16 protein-coding genes are annotated in these 20,193 nt (G+C 49.2%); 7 read left to right on the top strand and 9 right to left on the bottom strand.

Annotated features, from left to right (window positions below; genetic code table 11):
• Positions 1-8: 8 nt before the first annotated feature.
• The gene (locus AB4875_RS07320) at positions 9-2,243 is read right to left on the bottom strand and encodes a TonB-dependent receptor (RefSeq protein WP_368375400.1); all 2,235 of its coding nucleotides are present in this window, start codon (positions 2,241-2,243) and stop codon (positions 9-11) included.
• Positions 2,244-2,968: 725 nt separating this feature from the next.
• On the opposite strand from AB4875_RS07320, the gene AB4875_RS07325 reads away from it, so the two are divergent.
• From AB4875_RS07325 to AB4875_RS07340, 4 genes are all read left to right on the top strand, one after another.
• Entirely contained in the window at positions 2,969-3,367 is a 399-nt protein-coding gene (locus tag AB4875_RS07325; RefSeq protein ID WP_368375401.1) for a DUF4345 family protein, read from the top strand.
• Positions 3,368-3,501: 134 nt separating this feature from the next.
• Positions 3,502-4,713 carry a DUF445 domain-containing protein gene (locus AB4875_RS07330; RefSeq protein WP_368375402.1) on the top strand — a complete coding sequence of 404 codons (1,212 nt, stop codon included), beginning with the start codon at positions 3,502-3,504 and terminating at the stop codon, positions 4,711-4,713.
• Positions 4,714-4,835: 122 nt separating this feature from the next.
• Entirely contained in the window at positions 4,836-5,702 is an 867-nt protein-coding gene (locus AB4875_RS07335) for a metal-dependent hydrolase (protein WP_368375403.1), read from the top strand.
• A 328-nt stretch (positions 5,703-6,030) separates the two neighbouring features.
• Positions 6,031-6,453: a hypothetical protein gene (locus AB4875_RS07340; protein ID WP_368375404.1), complete on the top strand. Its 423-nt coding sequence runs from the start codon at positions 6,031-6,033 to the stop codon at positions 6,451-6,453.
• Between the two features lie 115 nt (positions 6,454-6,568).
• Here AB4875_RS07340 and AB4875_RS07345 read toward each other — a convergent pair whose 3' ends face one another.
• Together AB4875_RS07345 and AB4875_RS07350 are read right to left on the bottom strand one after the other, a co-directional pair.
• Complete coding sequence (locus AB4875_RS07345; RefSeq protein ID WP_368375405.1) at positions 6,569-7,840, bottom strand: serine hydrolase domain-containing protein; 1,272 nt, start codon at positions 7,838-7,840, stop codon at positions 6,569-6,571.
• A gap of 230 nt (positions 7,841-8,070) precedes the next feature.
• Entirely contained in the window at positions 8,071-8,952 is an 882-nt protein-coding gene (locus AB4875_RS07350) for a DUF6279 family lipoprotein (RefSeq protein WP_368375406.1), read from the bottom strand.
• A gap of 291 nt (positions 8,953-9,243) precedes the next feature.
• Here AB4875_RS07350 and AB4875_RS07355 point away from each other — a divergent pair, with 291 nt between their 5' ends.
• Entirely contained in the window at positions 9,244-9,684 is a 441-nt protein-coding gene (locus tag AB4875_RS07355) for a BLUF domain-containing protein (RefSeq protein WP_368375407.1), read from the top strand.
• Between the two features lie 121 nt (positions 9,685-9,805).
• Here the strand turns inward: AB4875_RS07355 and AB4875_RS07360 are convergent, their stop codons facing one another.
• Both AB4875_RS07360 and AB4875_RS07365 read right to left on the bottom strand, forming a co-directional pair.
• The gene (locus AB4875_RS07360; protein ID WP_368375408.1) at positions 9,806-11,032 is read right to left on the bottom strand and encodes a cytochrome P450; all 1,227 of its coding nucleotides are present in this window, start codon (positions 11,030-11,032) and stop codon (positions 9,806-9,808) included.
• 41 nt (positions 11,033-11,073) lie between these two features.
• The gene (locus AB4875_RS07365; protein ID WP_368375409.1) at positions 11,074-11,568 is read right to left on the bottom strand and encodes a 2,4'-dihydroxyacetophenone dioxygenase family protein; all 495 of its coding nucleotides are present in this window, start codon (positions 11,566-11,568) and stop codon (positions 11,074-11,076) included.
• Positions 11,569-11,838: 270 nt separating this feature from the next.
• Between AB4875_RS07365 and AB4875_RS07370 the strand changes: the two genes are divergently transcribed.
• On the top strand, positions 11,839-12,201 hold the full coding sequence (locus AB4875_RS07370) for a YkgJ family cysteine cluster protein (RefSeq protein ID WP_438273521.1): 363 nt from the start codon (positions 11,839-11,841) through the stop codon (positions 12,199-12,201).
• Positions 12,202-12,303: 102 nt separating this feature from the next.
• Here the strand turns inward: AB4875_RS07370 and AB4875_RS07375 are convergent, their stop codons facing one another.
• From AB4875_RS07375 to doeB2, 4 genes are read right to left on the bottom strand one after another with little or no spacing between them, the layout of a single operon-like run.
• Complete coding sequence (locus tag AB4875_RS07375; protein WP_368375410.1) at positions 12,304-13,665, bottom strand: NAD-dependent succinate-semialdehyde dehydrogenase; 1,362 nt, start codon at positions 13,663-13,665, stop codon at positions 12,304-12,306.
• Between the two features lie 56 nt (positions 13,666-13,721).
• On the bottom strand, positions 13,722-14,993 hold the full coding sequence (doeA, locus tag AB4875_RS07380) for an ectoine hydrolase (RefSeq protein WP_368375411.1): 1,272 nt from the start codon (positions 14,991-14,993) through the stop codon (positions 13,722-13,724).
• The gene (locus AB4875_RS07385) at positions 14,990-16,228 is read right to left on the bottom strand and encodes an aspartate aminotransferase family protein (RefSeq protein WP_368375412.1); all 1,239 of its coding nucleotides are present in this window, start codon (positions 16,226-16,228) and stop codon (positions 14,990-14,992) included. The genes doeA and AB4875_RS07385 overlap by 4 nt, the downstream gene beginning before the upstream one ends.
• 47 nt (positions 16,229-16,275) lie before the next feature.
• Positions 16,276-17,475 (bottom strand): N(2)-acetyl-L-2,4-diaminobutanoate deacetylase DoeB2, encoded by a 1,200-nt coding sequence (gene doeB2 / locus AB4875_RS07390; protein WP_368375413.1) that lies wholly within the window; start codon positions 17,473-17,475, stop codon positions 16,276-16,278.
• A 393-nt stretch (positions 17,476-17,868) separates the two neighbouring features.
• Between doeB2 and ggpS the strand changes: the two genes are divergently transcribed.
• The gene (gene ggpS, locus AB4875_RS07395; protein ID WP_368375414.1) at positions 17,869-20,145 is read left to right on the top strand and encodes a glucosylglycerol-phosphate synthase; all 2,277 of its coding nucleotides are present in this window, start codon (positions 17,869-17,871) and stop codon (positions 20,143-20,145) included.
• Positions 20,146-20,193 lie beyond the last annotated feature (48 nt).

Here is a 20,193-nt window from a genome sequence, read left to right on the forward strand (position 1 = left end):
GCAAAGGCCTAGTAGCGGTAAGATACCGTGGCAAAGAAGTAGCGCGGATTGTTGGTGCTGGCAAAGTGCCCGCCCGAGGCTAGGATGGCATCACCACTCCACAATTTAATCAGCTCGTCGCTTAGATTCTTACCGTGAACTTCAACGCGCCATGTGTCTAGCTGACTTTTTATGCCAATACGGGCGTTGTACAACCAATGCGCTTCCTGGCTGTCTAGTGGATCGAGGTCAGAGTCGAATAACTCGTCGCCCTTAAAGGTTGCGTCAACACCAGCGAATAGATCGACACCCCAGTTAAATGGTTCGAACACATAGTCGAGACGGATACTACCGTTCCATTTAGGCGCGCGATGTAGGTCGCGACCACTGAGGTCGCAAACCTCATTGCTGTTGGTGGCGCTGCCAAGCAAAGCACCGGGATCTTGTGATACAGATTTTGTAGGGCAGCCACCATTGGTGTGTTTAATGAATTTTGCGTCGTTATAGCCGACGTTACCATTCAGGATCAGCCCGGGTAGAAGCATGAGGGTACCATCGGCCTCGACGCCTCTAGATTCTACTTCTTCAGCGTTCGAGGTTATGTAGCCCAAGCCTATAAAAGTACTGATTTGGTAGTCTTGATAGATAGTTTGGAACAAGCCGACATTCAGTCTTGCTGCGCCACCCAGTAATTCGGTTTTTACACCCAGTTCATAGGTATCTGAAGACTCGGCGTCGAATAGCACTTTGTCTGGGAAGGTTGCGCCGTTATTGAAACTACCTGCGCGAAAGCCTTGTGCATAGGTGGCGTAAAAGGTCGCTTCATCAAATGGTTCCCAGCTAAGTGAGACCTTGGGTGAGAAGTCTTTGTCAACAACCTTGGCTTCCACTTCAAAATCAACACCCGTTAATAGTGGAAAGATTGGTGCGGGTCCAGTGGAATAGGCGCCGTAGAAGCCGTCTTTCACGTCGCGAGAATATCGAGCACCTACTATTAGAGCTAATTCGTCTAACATTTGCCATTTGGCTTGGCCAAATATAGCGGCAGACGTCGTGGAGATATCATTTAATTCAACCAGCGAGTCGACTTCATCTCCGGAGCTCCCTGTAGGAACAAGTGGAGATATTAGCCCTAAAATATCCCCGACAATGGGGAGGGAGTCGCCTAGTAGAGTATCCCCAAGGTATGTGAATACTGTGTTAGCACCTAAATAAAGAGGCAAGCTAAGTTCGGTATCTTGCTGGGCTGTGAAGTAATAAAGTCCTGCAATATACTCGAAGTCGCCCGGTGCTGAAGTGAAGCGCAGCTCCTGACTGAATTGACTGTTTTTCATGTGTATCGGCAATGCTGCTATATCAGCGGCGGTGTTGTCTATGTCACCACCCTGATTGTCTTCCAGTTCCGCGATTGAGGTTATTGACGTAATGGTGCTGTCACCGACATCAATATTTATGGTTAGCGGAATCATATAGCCGTTACCATCAAATTGGCTATCATTGGGTGCACTGGTTCTACGATCAAGAGTTGTTTCTAGTTTGGGGTCGAGGGTACCAACCACTAATCCTAGGTCAGTAGGGTATTCGTGATACTCATTGCCAAGCCACGTTTCAATGCGGTAGCCAAACTTCGTCGCTCCGAGGGTAATATCGAAGTTTGATTCTGGGTTGTAGCGCAGTATTAGCCGTGTTTGCTCAAGATCGCGATCACCCAGTGTTTCATTGTCGGTAACACTGTAGGTGCTGCCATCCTCAGTGCGACGTTTGGCTGCAAAGCGAAAAGAGAAGTCATCCGAGAGTGGGCCGGAGATCATTACTTCACCTTCCTGAATATTGCGCTCACCACCTGTTAGGGTGACCGAGCCTATCCATTCGTCCGAAGGTTGGCCGTTGGTAATATTAATAACACCACCTGATGCGTTCCGACCGAAAAGTGTCCCCTGTGGCCCTTTGAGGACTTCAATGCGCTCTAAATCCATAAAGCCGGGTTTGAGATAATCGCCACGTGGCAAATAGACACCATCAAGAATAAATGCAATTGCTTGCTCACCGACTGGATTCAGCTCTGGCGAGCCGATCCCCCTCACATAGAGAGAGCTGGAGCTGTCATTCAAGGAAATATTAGGCATGAAGCGCGCCATATCGTTAAAGCTTTTAATACCTGCGTCGCGCATATCGTCGCCACTCATGACGGCTAAGGACATTGGAACATCGCGAACATTTTCAGATCGCTTCTGAGCAGTAACAACGACTTCCTCGAGCCGCATCGACTGAGATCTTTTTGTTTCATCTGTCTGCGCATAGCTCGCGTTAGATAGCATGAGGAAACTTTGTGTTAGAGCAATAGTGAGTCCGATGCTTTTTTTAGATTTAGCGTTGTATATTGGCGTCATGTCAGTTCCAGCGATGTTGATGTTGTTATTTTAATAACTTAGTTAATCGAGTCTGACAGATTTAGGTGACGATAGCCTCCCCCCGCGATGGGGGGCATGTTTGACCAAGGATTTGTCCATAATAGCCATTCTTCTAGATAATATAGGCCTCTATTATGGCTGAAAATATTGCATCTACAGTCTGTAGGGGATCTTCCGCGAAAAGTCATCTGGTCGTGTTTAGCCAGAGGAAGTATGACATATTCGACTATAAGGCGGCTTTTAACGCTTGCATTGTCGTTGAAGTTACTTCGATATTTGGCCATTGTAGCTCAGGCTCACTCAAACGAGTGGATACTTGTGCGAGATATTCGAGAGTAAACCAAGCCGGTGCTGGGTCAGAGCTATACACCATAAAAGGATGTGACTGCGGTAGAAAGTAATCTAGTGAAGCTTGTTTACTTACACCGCAAGATGTCGTGGTTTTATTGCTGTTGATAACTTCACTGTCCCATGAGTTGCCGGGTGATGTTTTCAAGCAAGTAAAAGCTTTGGTTAGTGCAAAAAGTATAAAAAAAACACCAAGTTAAGTTTGTTCCAGAACGCGATGGAGAGCGCTCATGAGTTTACATAAGGTAGGGCGCATTGTCGTGGCGGTAGTTGCTGCAATGTTGATACTTATTGGTCTTGCATACTTACTTTTTCCGATGGAGATTTTATCACTTACCGGGCAGTTCACTATCGATGGCGATGCATTAATCGATGTTCGCGCGACCTACGGTGGTATTCAGTTGGGTTTAGGGTTGTTTTTGGGTATTCAGCTTATTAAGCGAGAGAATATTATATTCTCGCTATTTTTGTTGGCGGTGATATTTACTTCGGTTGGCGGTATCCGCTTGGTGAGTGCTCTTGTTGAGGAAGACCTGTCCTATCTCCACATGCTTGCTGCTTTGGCTGAAATAGCTAGTGCTGCAGGCTGCATGCTCTTATCGAAGAGTATTGCAAAGAAAACTAATTAGCACGCCTTACAAGGTTTACAACTTCTCATTTAAGGGGCGTATCTCTAGATTTCCCTCTTTAGTGCGTCCTATTAAATCTCTTACCTTTTTGGCGGTGCTTTGTGAATGCCGGCCCGACGCATCCGGAGATGCTTATGTCTTGGAATGAGTTAATCCCCTATTTAGTCATTGCCCCCATGACAGCCGGTGTGGGTTGGTTAACCAATTTGCTTGGCATAAAAATGATGTTTTACCCTGTTAATTTTGTTGGGGTTGGTCGTTATTTTGGCTGGCAAGGGATTATTCCACGTCTGCGTATTCGTCTCACGCGGAATTTGGTGAATATCTCTATCGCAAAAATATGTTCCCCCAAGGAGGTCGTGATGGCCCTTGACGATGGTGACGCCATCGAAAATATACAACAGTTAATTTCGCCATATATTGATGATTGGATTGAAGATGTATTAGTGGAACAGAATGTCCAAGCATGGCAGTACACGCCAGAAAGGGTGAAGAAAATGGTTTTTGCTCGGGTCCAGGACAAGCTGCCTGGGGTCGCGCAGGCCATACTGGCAGAATTTGCGGATCGCGCCGATCAGCTTGTCGACTTTGCGCAGCTTGCTGAAAACCAGGTACGGGATAAGCCTGAATTACTCAATGAATTGTTTCTTCGCTGCGCCGGTAGTGAGCTGCGCTTTGTGATTCGTTCTGGCTTGATGTTTGGTTTCCCCTTGGGTTGTGTGCAGGCCTTGATTTGGTATTTCTATCCTTATACTTGGGTATTACCTGTTTTCGGTGTATTTGTTGGCGCCGGTACTAATTGGATTGCACTCAAGATGATTGCGCATCCCGCTGACCCTGTCATGGTTGGCCCATTCAAGCTGCAAGGCTTGTATTTACGAAGACAGCCTGTGGTTAGTCAGGAATTTGCCGAAATTTTTACCAGTAGTTTTATGAGTCCCAAAGCCTTTATGGATTATTTATGGTTGGGGCCAAAGAGTATGGAAGTGCACAGAATTGTCCATCGCCATGTTAGAAAGGCCTTGGATAAAAATATGTTGGGTAAAATCGCCGCGCAAATGGCGGTAACGACGGACGGCTTTGAAAAGCTGAAAAAAACGTCGGTGGAATATACCGCTGATCGGATTATGGAAACGATAGACAACCCCGAGGCAAATCGTAAATTAGCGCTGCCGATAGTCGATCTGATCGCTAGGCGGATGTCTGCCTTGAAACCCAAGGAATTCCAGCAACTTTTATTACCTGCTTTTGAGCAGGACCAGATGTTAATTGTATTGTTGGGTGGTGTTCTTGGCGGTTTAGTCGGGTTTGCGCAGCTTATCTGGTTGTTTGGTGTTTCGATTTAAGGGTCATATTCAAGCGGGCTCTATGGCCAAGTATTTGTTCGATGTGACCATTCTTATGAAGGCTACGTAGTGGCAACATCTATATCATCAAATAATTAACAATAGTTATGGAGCTCAGACCAATGCAACATGCTGACCCGCAAAGCAAGCCTAGCCTATCCCAAACTCCCTTCGATATTCCGATTCGAAGGGATCTGCGCTGGGATTTTTCTGAGGTTCCCGCAGATTTTGTAAAAGGTGGGAATCCGCTTATCAGCTATTTGTGGGCGGCCATGTCGGCAGGCGCTACGCCGATAGAAAGTTTTTTCATTAAAGCGCTATTACCTACGCTTGAAACGATAAAAGACGATGACAAGCTATTGAAAGATGTTCGGGATATGGTTGCCCAAGAGGCGCTACATTCTTCTGTGCATAATAAGCTAAATAAGCGTTTGGAATCCCAAGGCTACAATATTAAGGCTGTCCAAGAAAATTTTGGCAAAGTGCTAGGCAAGATGACCGATGGTTTAGACTCTGTAGGTATGCTGGGCGTTGTGGCGGCAGGCGAGCACTCGCTTTATTCCTTCGCGAAAATCTGGTTTCAGTGTCCAGAGATGCGTCATGATATGCATGAGCAGGCAGCTCGAGTTTTCCATTGGCATTTCTTGGAAGAAGCCGAGCATGGCGCCGTAAGCCACGACCAGTATCGCTACTTCGCACACAATAATTACTGGCATCGCCTGAAAACCACGTTTCGTGCGAGATATGTCTTTTCTATGCTTACCGACGCCATGGATATTATGGCTGAAGGCTTCGGATACAAACCTACCCTAAAGGATCGCTTCGGCTTGTTTTATTACAAGTGGTTCAAGCCTGGATTGTTTCGTCTGATGGCATTCAGAATGATGGAATACTTGTCTCCTAGGTATGCCCTTACTTTTGAACACGATGATATAGAGCTTATGCGCCAGTGGAGTAAAGAGGTTTACGCAGATCAGCCATCTGCTTGAGCCCTAAGCTACCATTCGAGCCTCTACTCAAAAGTAGAGGCTAAACGGCAGCCAATGAAAGCTTTCATTGGCTAGAAGGCAGCGTGTTGCTAGGTTGAAGAAAGGTCCAATACAAAAAATTTGGCGCGCGCATCGACGCCCGCCGAACAGCTTTTACGCCTCATCTGTGTAAGTCAAAAACTGACCTTTGGGTTCCAAGGGTTTAATTTATATTTGTGACAAAATCGCGCGGCCCATGCCAACACCATCGCTGCGGTGCAAATCATCATTTGGTATTTGCCGGAAATCGGGGTGGGGGTGCTAGCGCGCCTAGAGCGGAGCTTTGAAGATGGCTAATGGATTGAATCTTGATGTTCGCGGACTCAAGTTAATGAGCGCTAATGAGCTTAAAAATTGCTTTCAATCTGCGCCCGCAGCGGAAATGGTTTCTGGCGTTTACAGCGGCGGATCTTTAGTTCTCTCGGGTACTCGGGTCGGCCAAGTTGTAAATGCGCTGCTACAGATGATCTGGCAAGGAAAGAATATCGACCTTGAGTCATCCTTCATTTACAACAGGGTTACGCCTTTCGGCTTTTCGCTGCTACGCGGGTCGCTATCACATGGTCTTGGATTAGACGGAAAGCCCAGCACTATAATCACTTATCCAATTTTGGGTGCAGGCGATGAGGTTCGCCAAGTTGGACCAAAAACGTTCTTGGGTCGCGGTACGCGAAATGGCCAATACGTGGTCTATTTTTACCTCGCTTGCTAGTCAGGAGGCAATGAACATTGCGCCTGATGGCTTTTAGAAGTACACGCAGAGCAGCCTTGGTATCGCGCTTGGTAAATAAGGAGGAATTCAATAGTATTCCCCTACTTGCCAATGCTCAGCTCAGGTTTTCGATGCAGCGCACAACTTCGATTTGATAGGCTTTGCCGCGCTCATTAACTAAGTCGAGGATGTTCAGTGACGTGGGTACATAGCCAAAGCCGATTCGGTGCTGCGGGTGCCATTGAAAGATAGATCCGCCTAGCCCCATCCAGCCATAAAAGCCTTCGCGGCCATAGTTTAAGCCGTTGTCGAATGCGCTAGCCTTCGGACCTTGTTGTGCAAACTCTGCCAGACCGCCCTGGGTAAAGGCGACATTCATTGCCAGCATATTGCGGCCGATAGCTGCTGCGTGCAGTGCTGCATGGGCCGAGTCGCCCATAAGTTGCTGCCCCTTGAGGCTGCCACCGTTGGCCATGACTGCTGCCAGTTTTGCTAAACCGCGGGCTGAGCCCTTAGCGCCTGCTGACGGTGTTTCGCCGCTTGATACCAAGGGTGAATTAATAGTGTGTAGATTGTTCATGCCAGTAATGGCTTCCGGTGCACCTCGGGCAGTAGAGTTTCTCAGGCTTGAAAATATGTGGAAAATTCTAGTAATAATTTGCAGTAGATTGAGTTCCATTTTACGGCCAAAAATCCGTGGGATAAGACCTTGTAAGAACTGGTATTTGAAGCTGAGTACTTTTACATTGCTAACGCGCTGCAGTTCGGTTTCTTGCAGGCCTATATAGACATCGGCGTCAAAGGGAGTGCTGATTTCCTGACGTAGGAATTCGCCCATTGTGCGGCCACTAGGTTCCACTCGCCGGAATACTTCATTGGCGACCCAGCCACGTGTTAAGGCGTGGTATTCACGCTGATTATTACTACCTTCACGAAACCTAGGCGTTTGGCGCTCGATAATGGCGCCGATGGCATTTTGCTTGATGGCGCTGGTCTGTAGCTCGTCCGGTTTGATGGTTTGATCAAACACAGGCAGACCTGCTTCATGGCGCATCAAATCTGCGACTGTAAGATCACCCTTGCCATGAGCACTGAATTCGGGCCAGTAGTCGCTTATAGGCTTATTCAGGTCTAGCAAGCCGCGATCAATCAACATGCCGAGCAGGATAGGCTCTAGGCTTTTTCCACTGCTCCAGATATTGACGAGCGAGTCTGCAGAGAATGTTGCATCGTCTATGGCAGACGCCCACAGGTCAACCACACACTCCTCGCCGACATAGATACATAGCTGGGTGTTGCGCTCAGTTAGGGTGTTCATATTGTGTTGGTATAGCTGCTTGACCGACTCATAGCCCGGTGCAACGGTGCCGTTAATTTGTATATTCATTGCTGGTATCGCTTAAGGAGGTGAGGGTGATACTAACATTTCGCCCAGGCAAAGAAACCACCGCTTTGGCTTGTGAATCAATAGTGATTGAACGTCTTACTTTGTCTCGCGCTCCGAACGCGCAATGATTAGAATCGTAGCTTGCCTGAAGCGGGGGATTAACCGTGGACACGCAACTGTAACGGCAGTTTTTGGGGCTGCTAGCATGGCTATTGCTCAGTGGGGCCTACTTACTGTGCGGACCCACAGTCGCGGGTACTTAAGCGTGTAATATCGTCTGTGATTTCACCGAGCTCAACGAGTAAATGCTCGCGCTGACGCTTGCTCAAAGAGCGGTCTAGGGCTTGTAGAAGTCCTCGCGCAGATTGCTGGCTGGCCGCAAGCCGACCGCGCTCGTCCTCAGTCAACAATAATTCCGGGCGTAAAAACAGCTCGCTTAAATCGACTTTAAAATTATCGTAGGGCCGTTTTGAAAATATCTCCTGCAGCCGATCTCGCCAGTGTAAGCGCCGAGTAAAGATCAAACCGTAGATATTATCGCTGCTGCGCGCCCACTCTAGGGCTAGCTGTTGCTGCCCATCGTCGATGCTGCCAGCCCAGCGTTTCATGGCGTCGCGGACACGCTCCACGCGCAGCTTTTCGAGCTCTGTGGCATTCAGTGCAACATACTCTTTCTGGAAATGCTTATTCCTGCTATCGAGCTCTTCTAGAAATTGCGCTACTTGCTCATCGCTAAGACTTTCAAGTATTTTTGGTGTCTTGATCAGTGCGCGTGAAAGTGAGGCGGTCCAAGCTTCGCTTGCGCGCTCAGAAAAGCCCAGCAAGGAGGTGTCGCTTATACGCAGCTCGTCCTTAGAAAGTACGGCGGATAAATCTTGCAAATACTCGCCGTAGCGGGGTAGTTCTGCGCTGCAATGCCAGTCAAGCCAATCCTCCAGGGCCGCGTCGAATAGAGTTTGTTGCTCGCGATCAAAGGAAATATAGTCATCTACCGCCCAATTGATAAACCAATCAGCGCGCTTGTAGACAAAACTAGCACTACTGCACGCTGTCAGGAGTAGCAGAATAAGGGGGAGAATGATTAGTGTGCGCATGGCAGTGATGTCACTCAAAAAAGTCTATGGTAGCTGTGTGGAGGGCGCACCGCGAGCAACCGTTGCTGATGGCTTCCATGTCCCGCGCAATTGAACGCTAGCCTGAGTTTAGCGCTCACTGGCTTCTCGTAACTATATCCTTACCGATACAAACCTTTAAACATACTGCTTATGCCCCATTTAAGGCGCTGACAAACTAAAATGTTGAGCGCTAATCAAGTCGTATAATCACATATAGTCACAGCGTTACACTTATGGATAAATTATAGGTTGTAATCAGGATTTCCCTCACTAGCGTAGGCCTACAGCATGTCTTTGTATCAACTTATTTATTGCAGTAAGCGGGTCATTTCTGCAGAGGATGATAGCGGGGTCACGGTGGACGTCGAGCAGTTACTCATTCAAGCGCGCCGAAACAATGAATTAGTTGATGTTAGTGGGCTATTGTACTTTGGTAGTGAATATTATCTGCAGTGTCTTGAGGGTTCACCTAGCGCTGTTAACTCTGTATATAACAAAATTATTAGCGACTCTCGCCATAGTGACATTGTCCTAATTGATTACAGGCAAATAGCAAAACGTGCCTATTCCAATTGGGATATGGCCTATGTAAAAGAATCTTCTATGACCGAGTCTTTAATAAAATTATATGCTGGCGGATCGAAATTTAATCCACTTGATATGTCAGTGGAGAGTGTTATGCAGTTGATGCAAACGTTCAAGAGTTGCCTGACTGTTGTCGACGCTTGAAGCCTAAGACTCGATCACTGTTCTGTATGGCGATTTAATTCTTAAGCTCAGTTGAATGCGGAAGGACTGACAGGCGCGAACATGAATGTTCACACCTTCTCAGCTATTGCAGCATTACTCGCTAACGAGGATATAGCTTTACGGGCATTTCTTTAAAGCCATTCGCCATATTGGAGCGAATCCGCACGGCTTTTCCGCTTAGTTCAATCCCTGAAAATAGTTTAAAGAATTCTTCAAAGAAAATGCGTGTTTCCATACGAGCTAGATTGGCCCCTAGGCATAAATGAATGCCGTGACCAAAAGCCATATGCGGGTTGTGTGAGCGATGAATATCGAAGACTTCTGGGTTCTCAAAAACGGTATCGTCAAAGTTAGCAGAGCTATATAGCATAACGACTTTGTCATTTTCTTTGATCTGCTGCCCGCCAATTTCGGTATCGCAGGTGGCAGTGCGGCGGAAGTAATGCAGGGGGCAGGTCCAGCGCAGCATTTCTTCGATGGCGCTTTTCATTAACTCCGGGTTCTCTAGGTGCTTTGCTTCCAATTCGCGATAGAGCTCTGGACGCTGTATCAGTTCGTACATGCCGCCGGAGATTAAGGCGCGGGTTGTTTCATTGCCGGCTACGGTGATCTGCACAAAGAGTGAAGCAAACTCCATTTCGGAAACCTGGTGGCCATCCACCTCCACATTCACCAATAGGGAGATCAGATCATCACCGCCCTTATCTTTGCGTTCTGCAGCTAACATATAGCCATAGGTTCCCATTTCTATTGATGCCGCTTGCACCTCTTCTGGGGTGCCGCCAATATCTGGGTCACTGGCAGACGTTTGCATATCTGACCACTCACGCAACTGGTGCCACATATCTTGCGGTACGCCCATCATCGAGCCAATAACCGACGTTGGTAGTTCTCCCGCGACATCGTAGACAAAATTACATTCGGGCTTTTCCAGTGCTGCCAGTAAAATAGTGCGAGTGATGTCACGCACTTTAGGCTCTAACTCGGCCAACATTTTTGAGGTGAAGCGGGTGATCACCGAGCGCCGAAGGGGCCCGTGATTTGGTGGGTCCATACCGAGTAGCTGGCCTTTAACCTGTTCTAGAATCTCTGGGGGCAGATCATCTACCAGCACAAAGCCACGCTCTGCGGAGAAGGTCTTATTATCACGGGACACCTTCATCACATCTTGATGCCGGCTTATCACCCAATAGCCACCGCCATCGGGATGCGAGTGCCAGTAAACCGGCGCCTCATCACGCAATGTTTTAAAGTCTGCCAAGGGCACGGCGTCAACATAGTTATCGGGGTCGTATATGTCCAAATTTTCTAGGGTCTTGGCATTCATAATAGGGTTTCAACTAGGCTGTGGATAAAGGTGACGAGTATTTAAAGAATGCTCTCGGCCGAAATGTTGTGGCCTTGCTCTTTACCCAAACGGATATACTCTGCCAATTGAGTATGGCCATCGGAAATGCCCCAAATGGTGCCGTCTTCGGTGTAATTCACCAAGCTGCCTTCAATAGTGAAGAAGACAACAGTTGGCTCGCCTGCGTCATCAGCTACCTTCAGCGTATGTGCGGTGTTGGCCGGTTCCATAATAATTGAGCCCGCTGTGGCGGTGAAATTACTTTCCAGGTAACCCCATTTTCCCTGCAGGGTATAGGCTTTTACGACACCGCTATGCCGATGGGTTGGCAGCTGCGTGCCAGGCGCAAAACGGTTCATAATAATCCAGCTGCCGGTGACGTTGCAGACCTGTAAGACTTTGACTTCAATACCCCAGCCCTGATCGACCCATGGGAAGTCATTGTGATTAAGGTGACCTGATTCCAGCGGGGTTTCAGGCAGAGTAGTGATGTTGACGGGCTCAGGTAATTCCATGGCGCTGCTCTCTATTTGGCTTGTTACTGTTATCTTTATAGGTTGCAGAGTATTTCATTGCGCAGCCTTGTAATCAATTCTTAAGGATTACCATTTAGTAAGCTAGCTCGGCTGCGTGCCACAGTGAATGAGTCTGTCCCGTCGGATGCAAAAGGCGATCGCTTACCTGGGTAGGTATTGATATTAAAAGGCGTCGCAATGTGATCGTGCTAAAGCTGATAAACTAGCGACCGGCGTAGAGCAATAATGGGGCAGGGAGCAGTACAAAAGGTGGATAGTGTTTACAATAATCGAGATATTATCGCGCGCTTACGCGAGCAAATTCCGTCCTTCGAGTGTGTGCCGGGTTGCCACGATTGCTGCGGTCCGGTAACGACCTCTTCGGAAGAAATGTCGCGGTTGCCAGAGAAAACCGACGCCGAACATGATGCCGCTTTAAATGACTTTAGCTGCGTACACTTGGGTCCAAAGGGTTGCACTGTCTATGGGGAACGTCCCTTGATTTGCAGATTGTTTGGTACCACCCCGCGCATGCCCTGCCCAAATGATCGTCGTCCAGAAACCATGATTGACTCTAAAATTGAGGATCAGGTTCATCACTACATAGCAAACACCCGGCAAGTCTTGGTGTAAGTTATGTCTAAAATTTTTTAATTTAATAGAGTGCGCTGAAGTCATAATAAATGACGTAGCGCAGAGCTAGCACTGATTAATCTCAGTGCTAGCTTATGCCGGTCACTTCACCCAAATCTGCTTGCTATTCACAAATTCCCGAATGCCATGTGGCCCGAGTTCGCGGCCATAGCCAGAGCCTTTTATACCGCCGCTGGGTAAGCGTGAGTCAGTTTTGACGATGCCGTTGATAGCGACTTGGCCGGCTTCAAGACGATTGGCGATATTGGTGGCTAGCTCCGCATTGCTGGTCCAGACGGCGGCACCTAGGCCGTAGGGCGTTTCATTGGCGAGCTGCACCGCTTCTTCCACATCGGCCGCCCGTATCACCACCATAATCGGACCGAAGGTTTCTTCTTTAAACGCGCACATGCCTTCGGTGACATCAATGAGCAGGGTCGGTGGATAAAAGAAACCGGGGCCATCGCTTAGCTCACCGCCCAATAGGCATTTGGCACCGGCGTTAATGGTTTCTGTGACCTGGCGATGCAGGTTTTGCCGCAGATCCTCGCGGGCGATAGGACCAACGTCGGTGTCTGCCAGTAGTGGGTCACCGGATTTGAACTTGGCCATGCGACTTTGGAGTTTTTCAACAAAGACATCGTATACCGAGTCTTCGACAATAATACGTTTTGCGGCAATACAGGACTGCCCGGCATTAATCATTCGGGACAGGGTGGCAATGTCGGCTGCGGCTTCTAAGTTTGCATCTGCAAGTACGATGCAGGGGTCTGAGCCGCCTAACTCCAATACCGTGGGTTTTATTTCTGAACCAGCTACGGCGGCAACTTTACGGCCTGCGTTGCCAGAGCCTGTGAAGGATACCGCGGCGATGCGAGGGTCGCGGATGGCGGTTTCTATGGTGTCGTTATCTATGGGTAGATTGACCACAATATTTTCTGGCGCACCGGCGTCGGCAAACACTTTAGCGATGGCAATGGCGCAGGCTGGCACGTTGGGGTCGTGCTTCATTACGCAGGTATTACCGGCCATTAATGCGGGCGCCAAGTAGCGAAAGGCCAGCCACAGCGGCGCATTCCAAGGCAGAATGCCAAGTAAGGTACCCAGTGGCGGGTGGCAAACGTAGCTGATGCTGGCGTCTGAGGGCAGAGTTTGCGGGGCCAAGTGCTCGGCGGCGTGTTCTGCATAATACTCTGCGCAGCCAGCAGCCTTTTCAACTTCAGCGATACCTTCTTTGAAGGGCTTGCCCATTTCAAGGGCCATTAATTCTGCCAGCCTGTCTTTTTGTTTGCGTAGCTCGGCGGCGACGGCTGTCAGTGTTTGTCCTCGCTCTTGGTAGCTTAGCGCTTGCCATTGGTCTGCCGCGCGGAAGGCGTCGCCAATCCGCTCGTGAAGTTGGGTGTTATTGAGGGTGGGGTACTCGGCAATGATTTTACCGGTACACGGATTCTTCGCTATCAGCATAGCTACCTCGTTGTGATCTTGATTCAGGCTTTTATTGCCATGAATAAATGTGTGGTTTACTCGCCGTTTTCTGTTTTTACATCGTCTGAACTTTTAATACTGTCAGACTTTTCCTTTTTGTTTTTTCGTGCTTCGTCAATCTTTAGCATTGCTGGTTTTCCGGCTTCAGGCTTTACGGTGAAATCTCTGTCCATAGTGAAAAATGATTCACAGCCGGTGTCGGTGATATAAATGGAATCTGATATTCCACAAGTCTTATCGCCGTCTACACCCCACATCCACGGAATAATATGGAAGGTCATGCCTGGTTGTAGCACAGCGGATTCGCCCTGTTTAAGACTGACGATATAGCCTTCGTCCCAGCTGGGTGGAAAGGCGATACCGATAGAGTAACCTGAGCGGGTTATGAGCCGCGCGCCACAGTCGTTATCAGTAATAATATTGCGCACTAGATTATCGGCATCAGAGACCGTCATTCCCGGCTGGAATTTTTCATGAACAGCGTGCAGGGCGTGATTCATTTTCTCTTGGGCGTGATGCATAGAATCACTGAGCTCACCGAGTATCACGGTGCGCATCATGGCGGTGTGATAGCGGCGATAGCAGCCGCCAACCTCTAAGAATACGTGCTCGCCGGGTAACACGGTACGGCCTTCCCAAGTGGCGTGACCGATCATGGAGCGCGGGCCTGAGGTCACATAAGGCATAACCGCAGGGGGTTCGCCGCCGGCGCGGAACATGGCCGCGCTGATGGCAGCACCTATTTCGTTTTCAGTGACACCCGGCTGGCAGGCATCTATTCCGGCCCGCATACCTGCTTCGGTGGCAAAGGCTGCTTTTCGCATAATTTCAATTTCTGCTGGCGATTTACAAATACGTCCCTGTTCAACAATACCAAAACAGTCGAGTAATTTTGCTTCCGTGAGCGTGGTGTGCACGCGGTCCTGTTGGTAGGCAGGGAAGAAGTAGCTATTGCGCTCATAGCCAATACGCTTTTTGGCCAAACCGAACTCTCGTAAAGCATCTACCAACATTTGAATAGCGTCGCCGGTATCTGGGTAGGGCCGTGTGCGCTCCACCCATGTGCGGGCAATAATATTCGACTCTTCCAATGCCCTTGTAATCATAAAGGGTTCATCTTCCAGCGGCACAACTAAAGCTTGGAAGAATGAATAGCCGGTGGTTTGGTAGTCGGTTAGATACATGATGTTTTCTGGATCAGAAATCACCACCGCGTCTAACCTTCGGTCGGCAATACGCTGCCGCAATCCGGATAAACGACGCTCGTATTCTTCAAAGGGGAAGGTCATGTCGTCGCGCTGAATCATGAGATGGCCTCCATCACTTTGGTGGTATGCCGTACCAGAATGTCTAAGCCTTCTTGAAGGTCTTCATCGGGAATAGTTAATGGAGGAATCAATTTAATAACTCGACCACCGGTACCGCAGCTGGCAATGAGTAGACCGGCAGCAAAGCAGCTATCTACAATTGCTTTGGCTTGCTCGCCGCTGCCTACATCTAAGCCGAGAATCATACCCTTGCCGCGCACCGCAATCGCCTTAAAGTTCTTTTCCAGCGGCGCCAGTGCTTTCGCCATGACCTCGGCTTTTTCTGCCACTTCGGTCATTAGTTCATTGTCCTCGAAATACCCCAATGCTTCACTGCCGGCGACAAACGACAGTGATTGGCCTCGGAAAGTACCGGTGTGTTCGCCGGGTGACCAATAGTTATCAATGGCGGGCTTAACGAGATTGAGCGCCATGGGTGTACCCATGCCGCCAACGCCTTTGGCGAGACAAATGATGTCGGGATCGAGACCCATGCCATCGAAGCTAAAATAGCTACCGGTACGGCCACAGCCTACTTGAATGTCATCAACAATAAGCAGGGCGCATACGTCTTCAGCGAGTTTGGCCAAGGCGTGTAGCCACTCTTTACTGGCGACGTTCACGCCGCCTTCCGCTTGTATCGTTTCTACTAAAAACGCGGCGGGGGGAGCAATGCCGCTAGACGGATCAGCGTAGTGTGCCGCCAGTTGTTCGAGGGATTCAAGACATCCAAATTTATGATGTGAGACATGATTAAGGGGCACGCCCGCGGCGCCGCGAAAATACGAATTAGCGGTGCAGGCTAGCGAGCCCAGTGTCATACCGTGAAAACCGTGGGTGAAGGCTGCTATCTCTTGTCTTTTGGTGGCGCGCCGCGCAATTTTAAGGGCAGCTTCGACCGCATTGGTGCCAGTCGGTCCCATAAATTGCATTTTATGGGGCATATTGCGTGGCTCAAGAATCGTCTTTACAAAGCGCTCCATAAAGTCGCGCTTGGCGGTGGTGTGCATATCGAGGCTATGGGTAACGCCATCCGATTCTAGATAGTCGATCATGGCCTTTTTCATGCGTGGGTTGTTATGTCCGAAATTTAAAACCCCAGCACCGGCAAAAAAATCGATGTACTGTTTGCCATTCTCATCGGTTTGACGGGCGTTGGTGGCTTTGTCGAAGACCACTGGGTAAACCCGGCAATAGGCGCGGATACCTGATTCACGTTCTTCAAAAATACTCATGCGAACTCCTTCGTGTAAATAAAGTTCGTCGACGTGTCGACGGTTTACTATTTTAAAATGGTTTGTTTTGCAGGTTTTTCGGGCGTCGTCACACCACATAGGCGAGAAAATAAATTGCTCACCAAGGGAATTAGTTTGTCGTTAAAATCATAGTGGGGGCTGTGACAGGGCACTTGATGGTGCTCGTCGCCATCATCTGCGCCGATCAGCGCAAACGCGCCGGGAATTTCCCGCAGATAATAACTAAAATCTTCAGACGCCATAATTGGAGTCCGGACGTTTTGATCGATCGCGTCGGCACCATAGCTTTCTTGCCATAACTGCCGAACGTGGCCGGCTTGAGCGGGGTGATTGATAGTCGCGTGATAGCGAGGCGTAATTTCCACGCTGCATTCCACGCCATAGCTACGCGCGGTTTGCTGGCTTACCTCGGTGATGAGAGCGTTAATTTGATCCCGTGTGTTCTGATCCGGCACTCTTATACTGCCGCCCAATACCGCTTGTTGCGGAATAATGGTGGGTCCGCTATCAGCCATAAATGAGGTTACGCTGATCACCGCGGCTTGTTGCGGCGCCAAGCGGCGACTCACGATCTGTTGTAGAGCAAGGGTGATAGCACTGGCGGCAAGCACTGGATCGCGGCAGAGTTCAGGTTGACTGGCATGCCCACCTTTGCCAGTAACGGTAATAGAAAAGGTGCCGTTGCCACACATAACAATATCGTCAGGACAGACCAGCTTGCCGAAGGGGATCGCTGGCCAGTTGTGCCAGCCGTATATTTCGTCGATACCGTCTAATGCGCCCTCATTTATCATTTCCCGCGCGCCATGTCCGCCTTCTTCTGCTGGTTGGAATAACAATGTGACAGGGTGGCTTAGGCTTTGTTCATTGTGTTTTAACCACCGCGCGGTGGCTAATAATGTGGCGGTATGTCCATCGTGGCCACAGGCGTGCATGCAGCCAGTATGGGTAGATGACCACGCCTTACCGGTTTGTTCAATAATAGGAAGGGCGTCGATGTCACCCCTGAGAGCGATGTGTTTAGCGCCAGCTTGAGGTGTGGCTGTCGCCAAGGTGGCTATGGTGCCAGTTCCCGCGCATTTGCGCCATGGTATAGCTAGTTGGTTGAGGGTGTTACGCACGGTTTCAGCGGTACGGACCTCGTGCCAGCCAGGCTCGGGGTGGGCGTGTAGGTCGCGGCGTAGGGTCTGCGCGGCGGCCATTGTATCTAGCCAGAAATCAGTCATTACGTTTTTACTGTCGCACAGCTTTTGTGTTGGGGCAAACTTACTTTTGACTATTTTTATGAAATTTGTCGGGCGGTCAATTTTGGTGCGCTTTTTTAATTTACTGATGTGCTAACGACTGAGCAGTAGTGGGATTTAAATTTTTTGATAAAATTTCTTTTTTTTTAAACATGGCTATGGGCGCCAATGGTGGCGCTTTTAGCGAGCTTGTTATGGAATGCTGATTTGTAGTCGGCACAATCCCTGCATGTATCGCTGTGAAACTTTACACAGCTGAACTATTTAAATCATTGTGTGGTTTGGCTGTGTAGTATGTTGGTGTTATGAACTTTTTATAACAGCACCCGGAGTCTGGTGGGAGCTGGGCTCTGCGATTAAACGCAGGTATTACTAATGCTTTTAGCAACAGATTTAGACGGTACATTTCTCGCTGGCGATAACGAGCAACGCCACAAGCTTTATCAGTTGATTGCAGCGCACCCCGAAATCAAGCTGGCCTTTGTAACCGGTCGTGGACTTGAGTCCGTATTGCCGCTGCTTTCCGATCCGACTATTCCAGAACCCGATTATATTATTTGCGATGTAGGTTGCACCGTTGTTGATGGGCACACGCAACAAGCTATCCAACCACTGCAGGGCGATATTGATAAACGCTGGCCCGGTGAACATGTGGTTGAGCAAGCCGTTGCCCATATCCCCAATTTACAGCGTCAGGATGTTCCACAAGAACGGCGCTTTTCCTTCTTTTGTGGCGCGGATGCCGTTACTAGTGAACTCGAAGAAGTGGTTCGTGACTTGGATTGCGAGCTCCTGTATTCGGCAGGCTTGTATCTGGATATTTTACCCAAGGGGGTCAACAAGGGCTCTACCTTGCGAGGCTTGGTAGAGCTGCTTGATATTGGCGACGAAAATGTATTGGTTGCTGGCGATACCTTAAATGACCTGTCAATGTACGAGCACGGTTTTATTGGTGTTTGTGTGGGTGAGTCCGAAGCCGGCTTATTGAAAGAGACTGAAAATCAGGCGCGGGTGTATCACGCTGACCATCCGGGATGCGGTGGTATTCTGCAAGCCTTCGAGTATTTTGGTTTTTTGGGCACAGCGGGTATGGAGGCAGAGCAGCGCGATGTAGCGGTGCCGGGAAAGTCTGACCTGGTGATTGTATATCACCGGCTTCCCTATGAAGAATTTCGTGAGGATGGCGTCACGGTTCGTCGCAAGCCCACCTCACCAAACGGTATTATCCCTACCTTGATGAGCTTTTTTGCGGATGGGCGTGCGGGTTCATGGGTGGCGTGGTCAATTCACGAACCTGAGGACGGCAAGTTTGAAACCCATACCGAGGTCGATACCGCGCAGTATCCTAACTTGGTGGCGTCGCGGGTTGCCTTGAGCAAAAGGGATGTCGATATTTTTTACAAGAAATTTTCCAAAGAGGCATTCTGGCCAACACTGCATACTTTTTGGGAACGAGCGACCTTCCGCGAAGATCATTGGCAGGTGTTTCTTGATGTGAATCGACGCTTCGCGGAAGCGGCGGCGGCAGAGGCCGCTGAAGGCGCAACGGTTTGGATACATGATTACAATTTGTGGATGGTGCCGGCCTATTTGCGCGAGTTGCGTCCCGATGTTGTTATCGCCTTTTTCCATCACACATACTTTCCCTCAGCGGATGTTTTCAATGTTATTCCCTGGCGCCGAGATATTATTGGCAGCCTATTACAATGTGACTATATCGGCTTCCATATTCCGCGCCAGTCCGAAAATTTTGTCGATGTGGCAAGGGGTGTCACGCCCCTAGAAGTGACGACGAAAATGAACTGTGCTCCGCGTTTCTTTACCTATGGCTGCGCGGTAGGCCTGGATGAAATGACTACCGAGATAAAGGTCAATGATCGCCTTATCCGCTTGGGGGCACACCCGGTTGGATTGGACTTGAAACGGGTAGAGAGCGCACTCAAGGACGAGAAAATTCAGCGGCGCATGGATGAGCTTAGGCTTGAGTTGCATGGCACCCGGATGATTTTATCGGTGGGCAGACTGGACTATACAAAAGGCATATTAGAACAGCTTGAGGCCTACGAACGCTTGCTGGATGAATACCCGGATTTGCACGACAAAGTTACTTTGATGATGGTGTGTGTGCCGGCTGCTAGTGAAATGGCGATTTATCGCGATTTACAAACTCAGATTGAGCAGGCGGTGGGGCGGATTAACGGCCGATTTGCAAAAGTTGGCTGGACGCCGCTGCAGTTTTTCTTCCGCAGTTTGCCCTTTGCCGAATTAGTGGCTTATTACAGCATGGCAGATGTGATGTGGATTACACCGCTGCGCGACGGGCTTAACTTGGTGGCCAAGGAATATATTGCCACCCAGGGTATGACGGATGGCTCGGGCGTATTGGTATTGTCTGAATTTGCCGGTGCGGCTGCTGAATTGCGCGGCCCGATCTTGGCTAATCCACATGACCGCAATGAGATGGTTAGAACCTGCTATTTGGCGTTAACCCTAGAGCGGGAAGAGGCGCGTAGCCGCATGCGTGAAGCCTACGATGTGGTTCAGCACTATGATATTAAGGTGTGGAGCGACGAGTTTATGAACGCTGTGGATGCCTGCCGAAGTGGCGATAGTGCGTTGCCGTCAAGTGACCTAGCATCTAAAGTGGCTTAGCTAATTTGGGCCGCTTAAGGTGTTTTATCTTTTATCTTTTATCTTTTA

Origin of the sequence: Zhongshania sp. R06B22 (assembly GCF_040892595.1) — a bacterium.
Taxonomy (GTDB): Bacteria; Pseudomonadota; Gammaproteobacteria; order Pseudomonadales; family Spongiibacteraceae; genus Spongiibacter; species Spongiibacter arctica.

Coding starts and splice junctions, on each gene's coding strand:
- AB4875_RS07335 (WP_368375403.1), top strand. CDS start 4,836: ATGCAACATGCTGACCCGCAAAGCAAGCCTAGCCTATCCCAAACTCCC.
- AB4875_RS07325 (WP_368375401.1), top strand. CDS start 2,969: ATGAGTTTACATAAGGTAGGGCGCATTGTCGTGGCGGTAGTTGCTGCA.
- doeA (WP_368375411.1), bottom strand. CDS start 14,993: ATGATTCAGCGCGACGACATGACCTTCCCCTTTGAAGAATACGAGCGT.
- AB4875_RS07345 (WP_368375405.1), bottom strand. CDS start 7,840: ATGAATATACAAATTAACGGCACCGTTGCACCGGGCTATGAGTCGGTC.
- AB4875_RS07360 (WP_368375408.1), bottom strand. CDS start 11,032: ATGAATGCCAAGACCCTAGAAAATTTGGACATATACGACCCCGATAAC.
- AB4875_RS07320 (WP_368375400.1), bottom strand. CDS start 2,243: ATGCGGCTCGAGGAAGTCGTTGTTACTGCTCAGAAGCGATCTGAAAAT.
- AB4875_RS07340 (WP_368375404.1), top strand. CDS start 6,031: ATGGCTAATGGATTGAATCTTGATGTTCGCGGACTCAAGTTAATGAGC.
- AB4875_RS07330 (WP_368375402.1), top strand. CDS start 3,502: ATGTCTTGGAATGAGTTAATCCCCTATTTAGTCATTGCCCCCATGACA.
- AB4875_RS07385 (WP_368375412.1), bottom strand. CDS start 16,228: ATGAGTATTTTTGAAGAACGTGAATCAGGTATCCGCGCCTATTGCCGG.
- ggpS (WP_368375414.1), top strand. CDS start 17,869: ATGCTTTTAGCAACAGATTTAGACGGTACATTTCTCGCTGGCGATAAC.
- AB4875_RS07355 (WP_368375407.1), top strand. CDS start 9,244: ATGTCTTTGTATCAACTTATTTATTGCAGTAAGCGGGTCATTTCTGCA.
- AB4875_RS07375 (WP_368375410.1), bottom strand. CDS start 13,665: ATGCTGATAGCGAAGAATCCGTGTACCGGTAAAATCATTGCCGAGTAC.
- doeB2 (WP_368375413.1), bottom strand. CDS start 17,475: ATGACTGATTTCTGGCTAGATACAATGGCCGCCGCGCAGACCCTACGC.
- AB4875_RS07365 (WP_368375409.1), bottom strand. CDS start 11,568: ATGGAATTACCTGAGCCCGTCAACATCACTACTCTGCCTGAAACCCCG.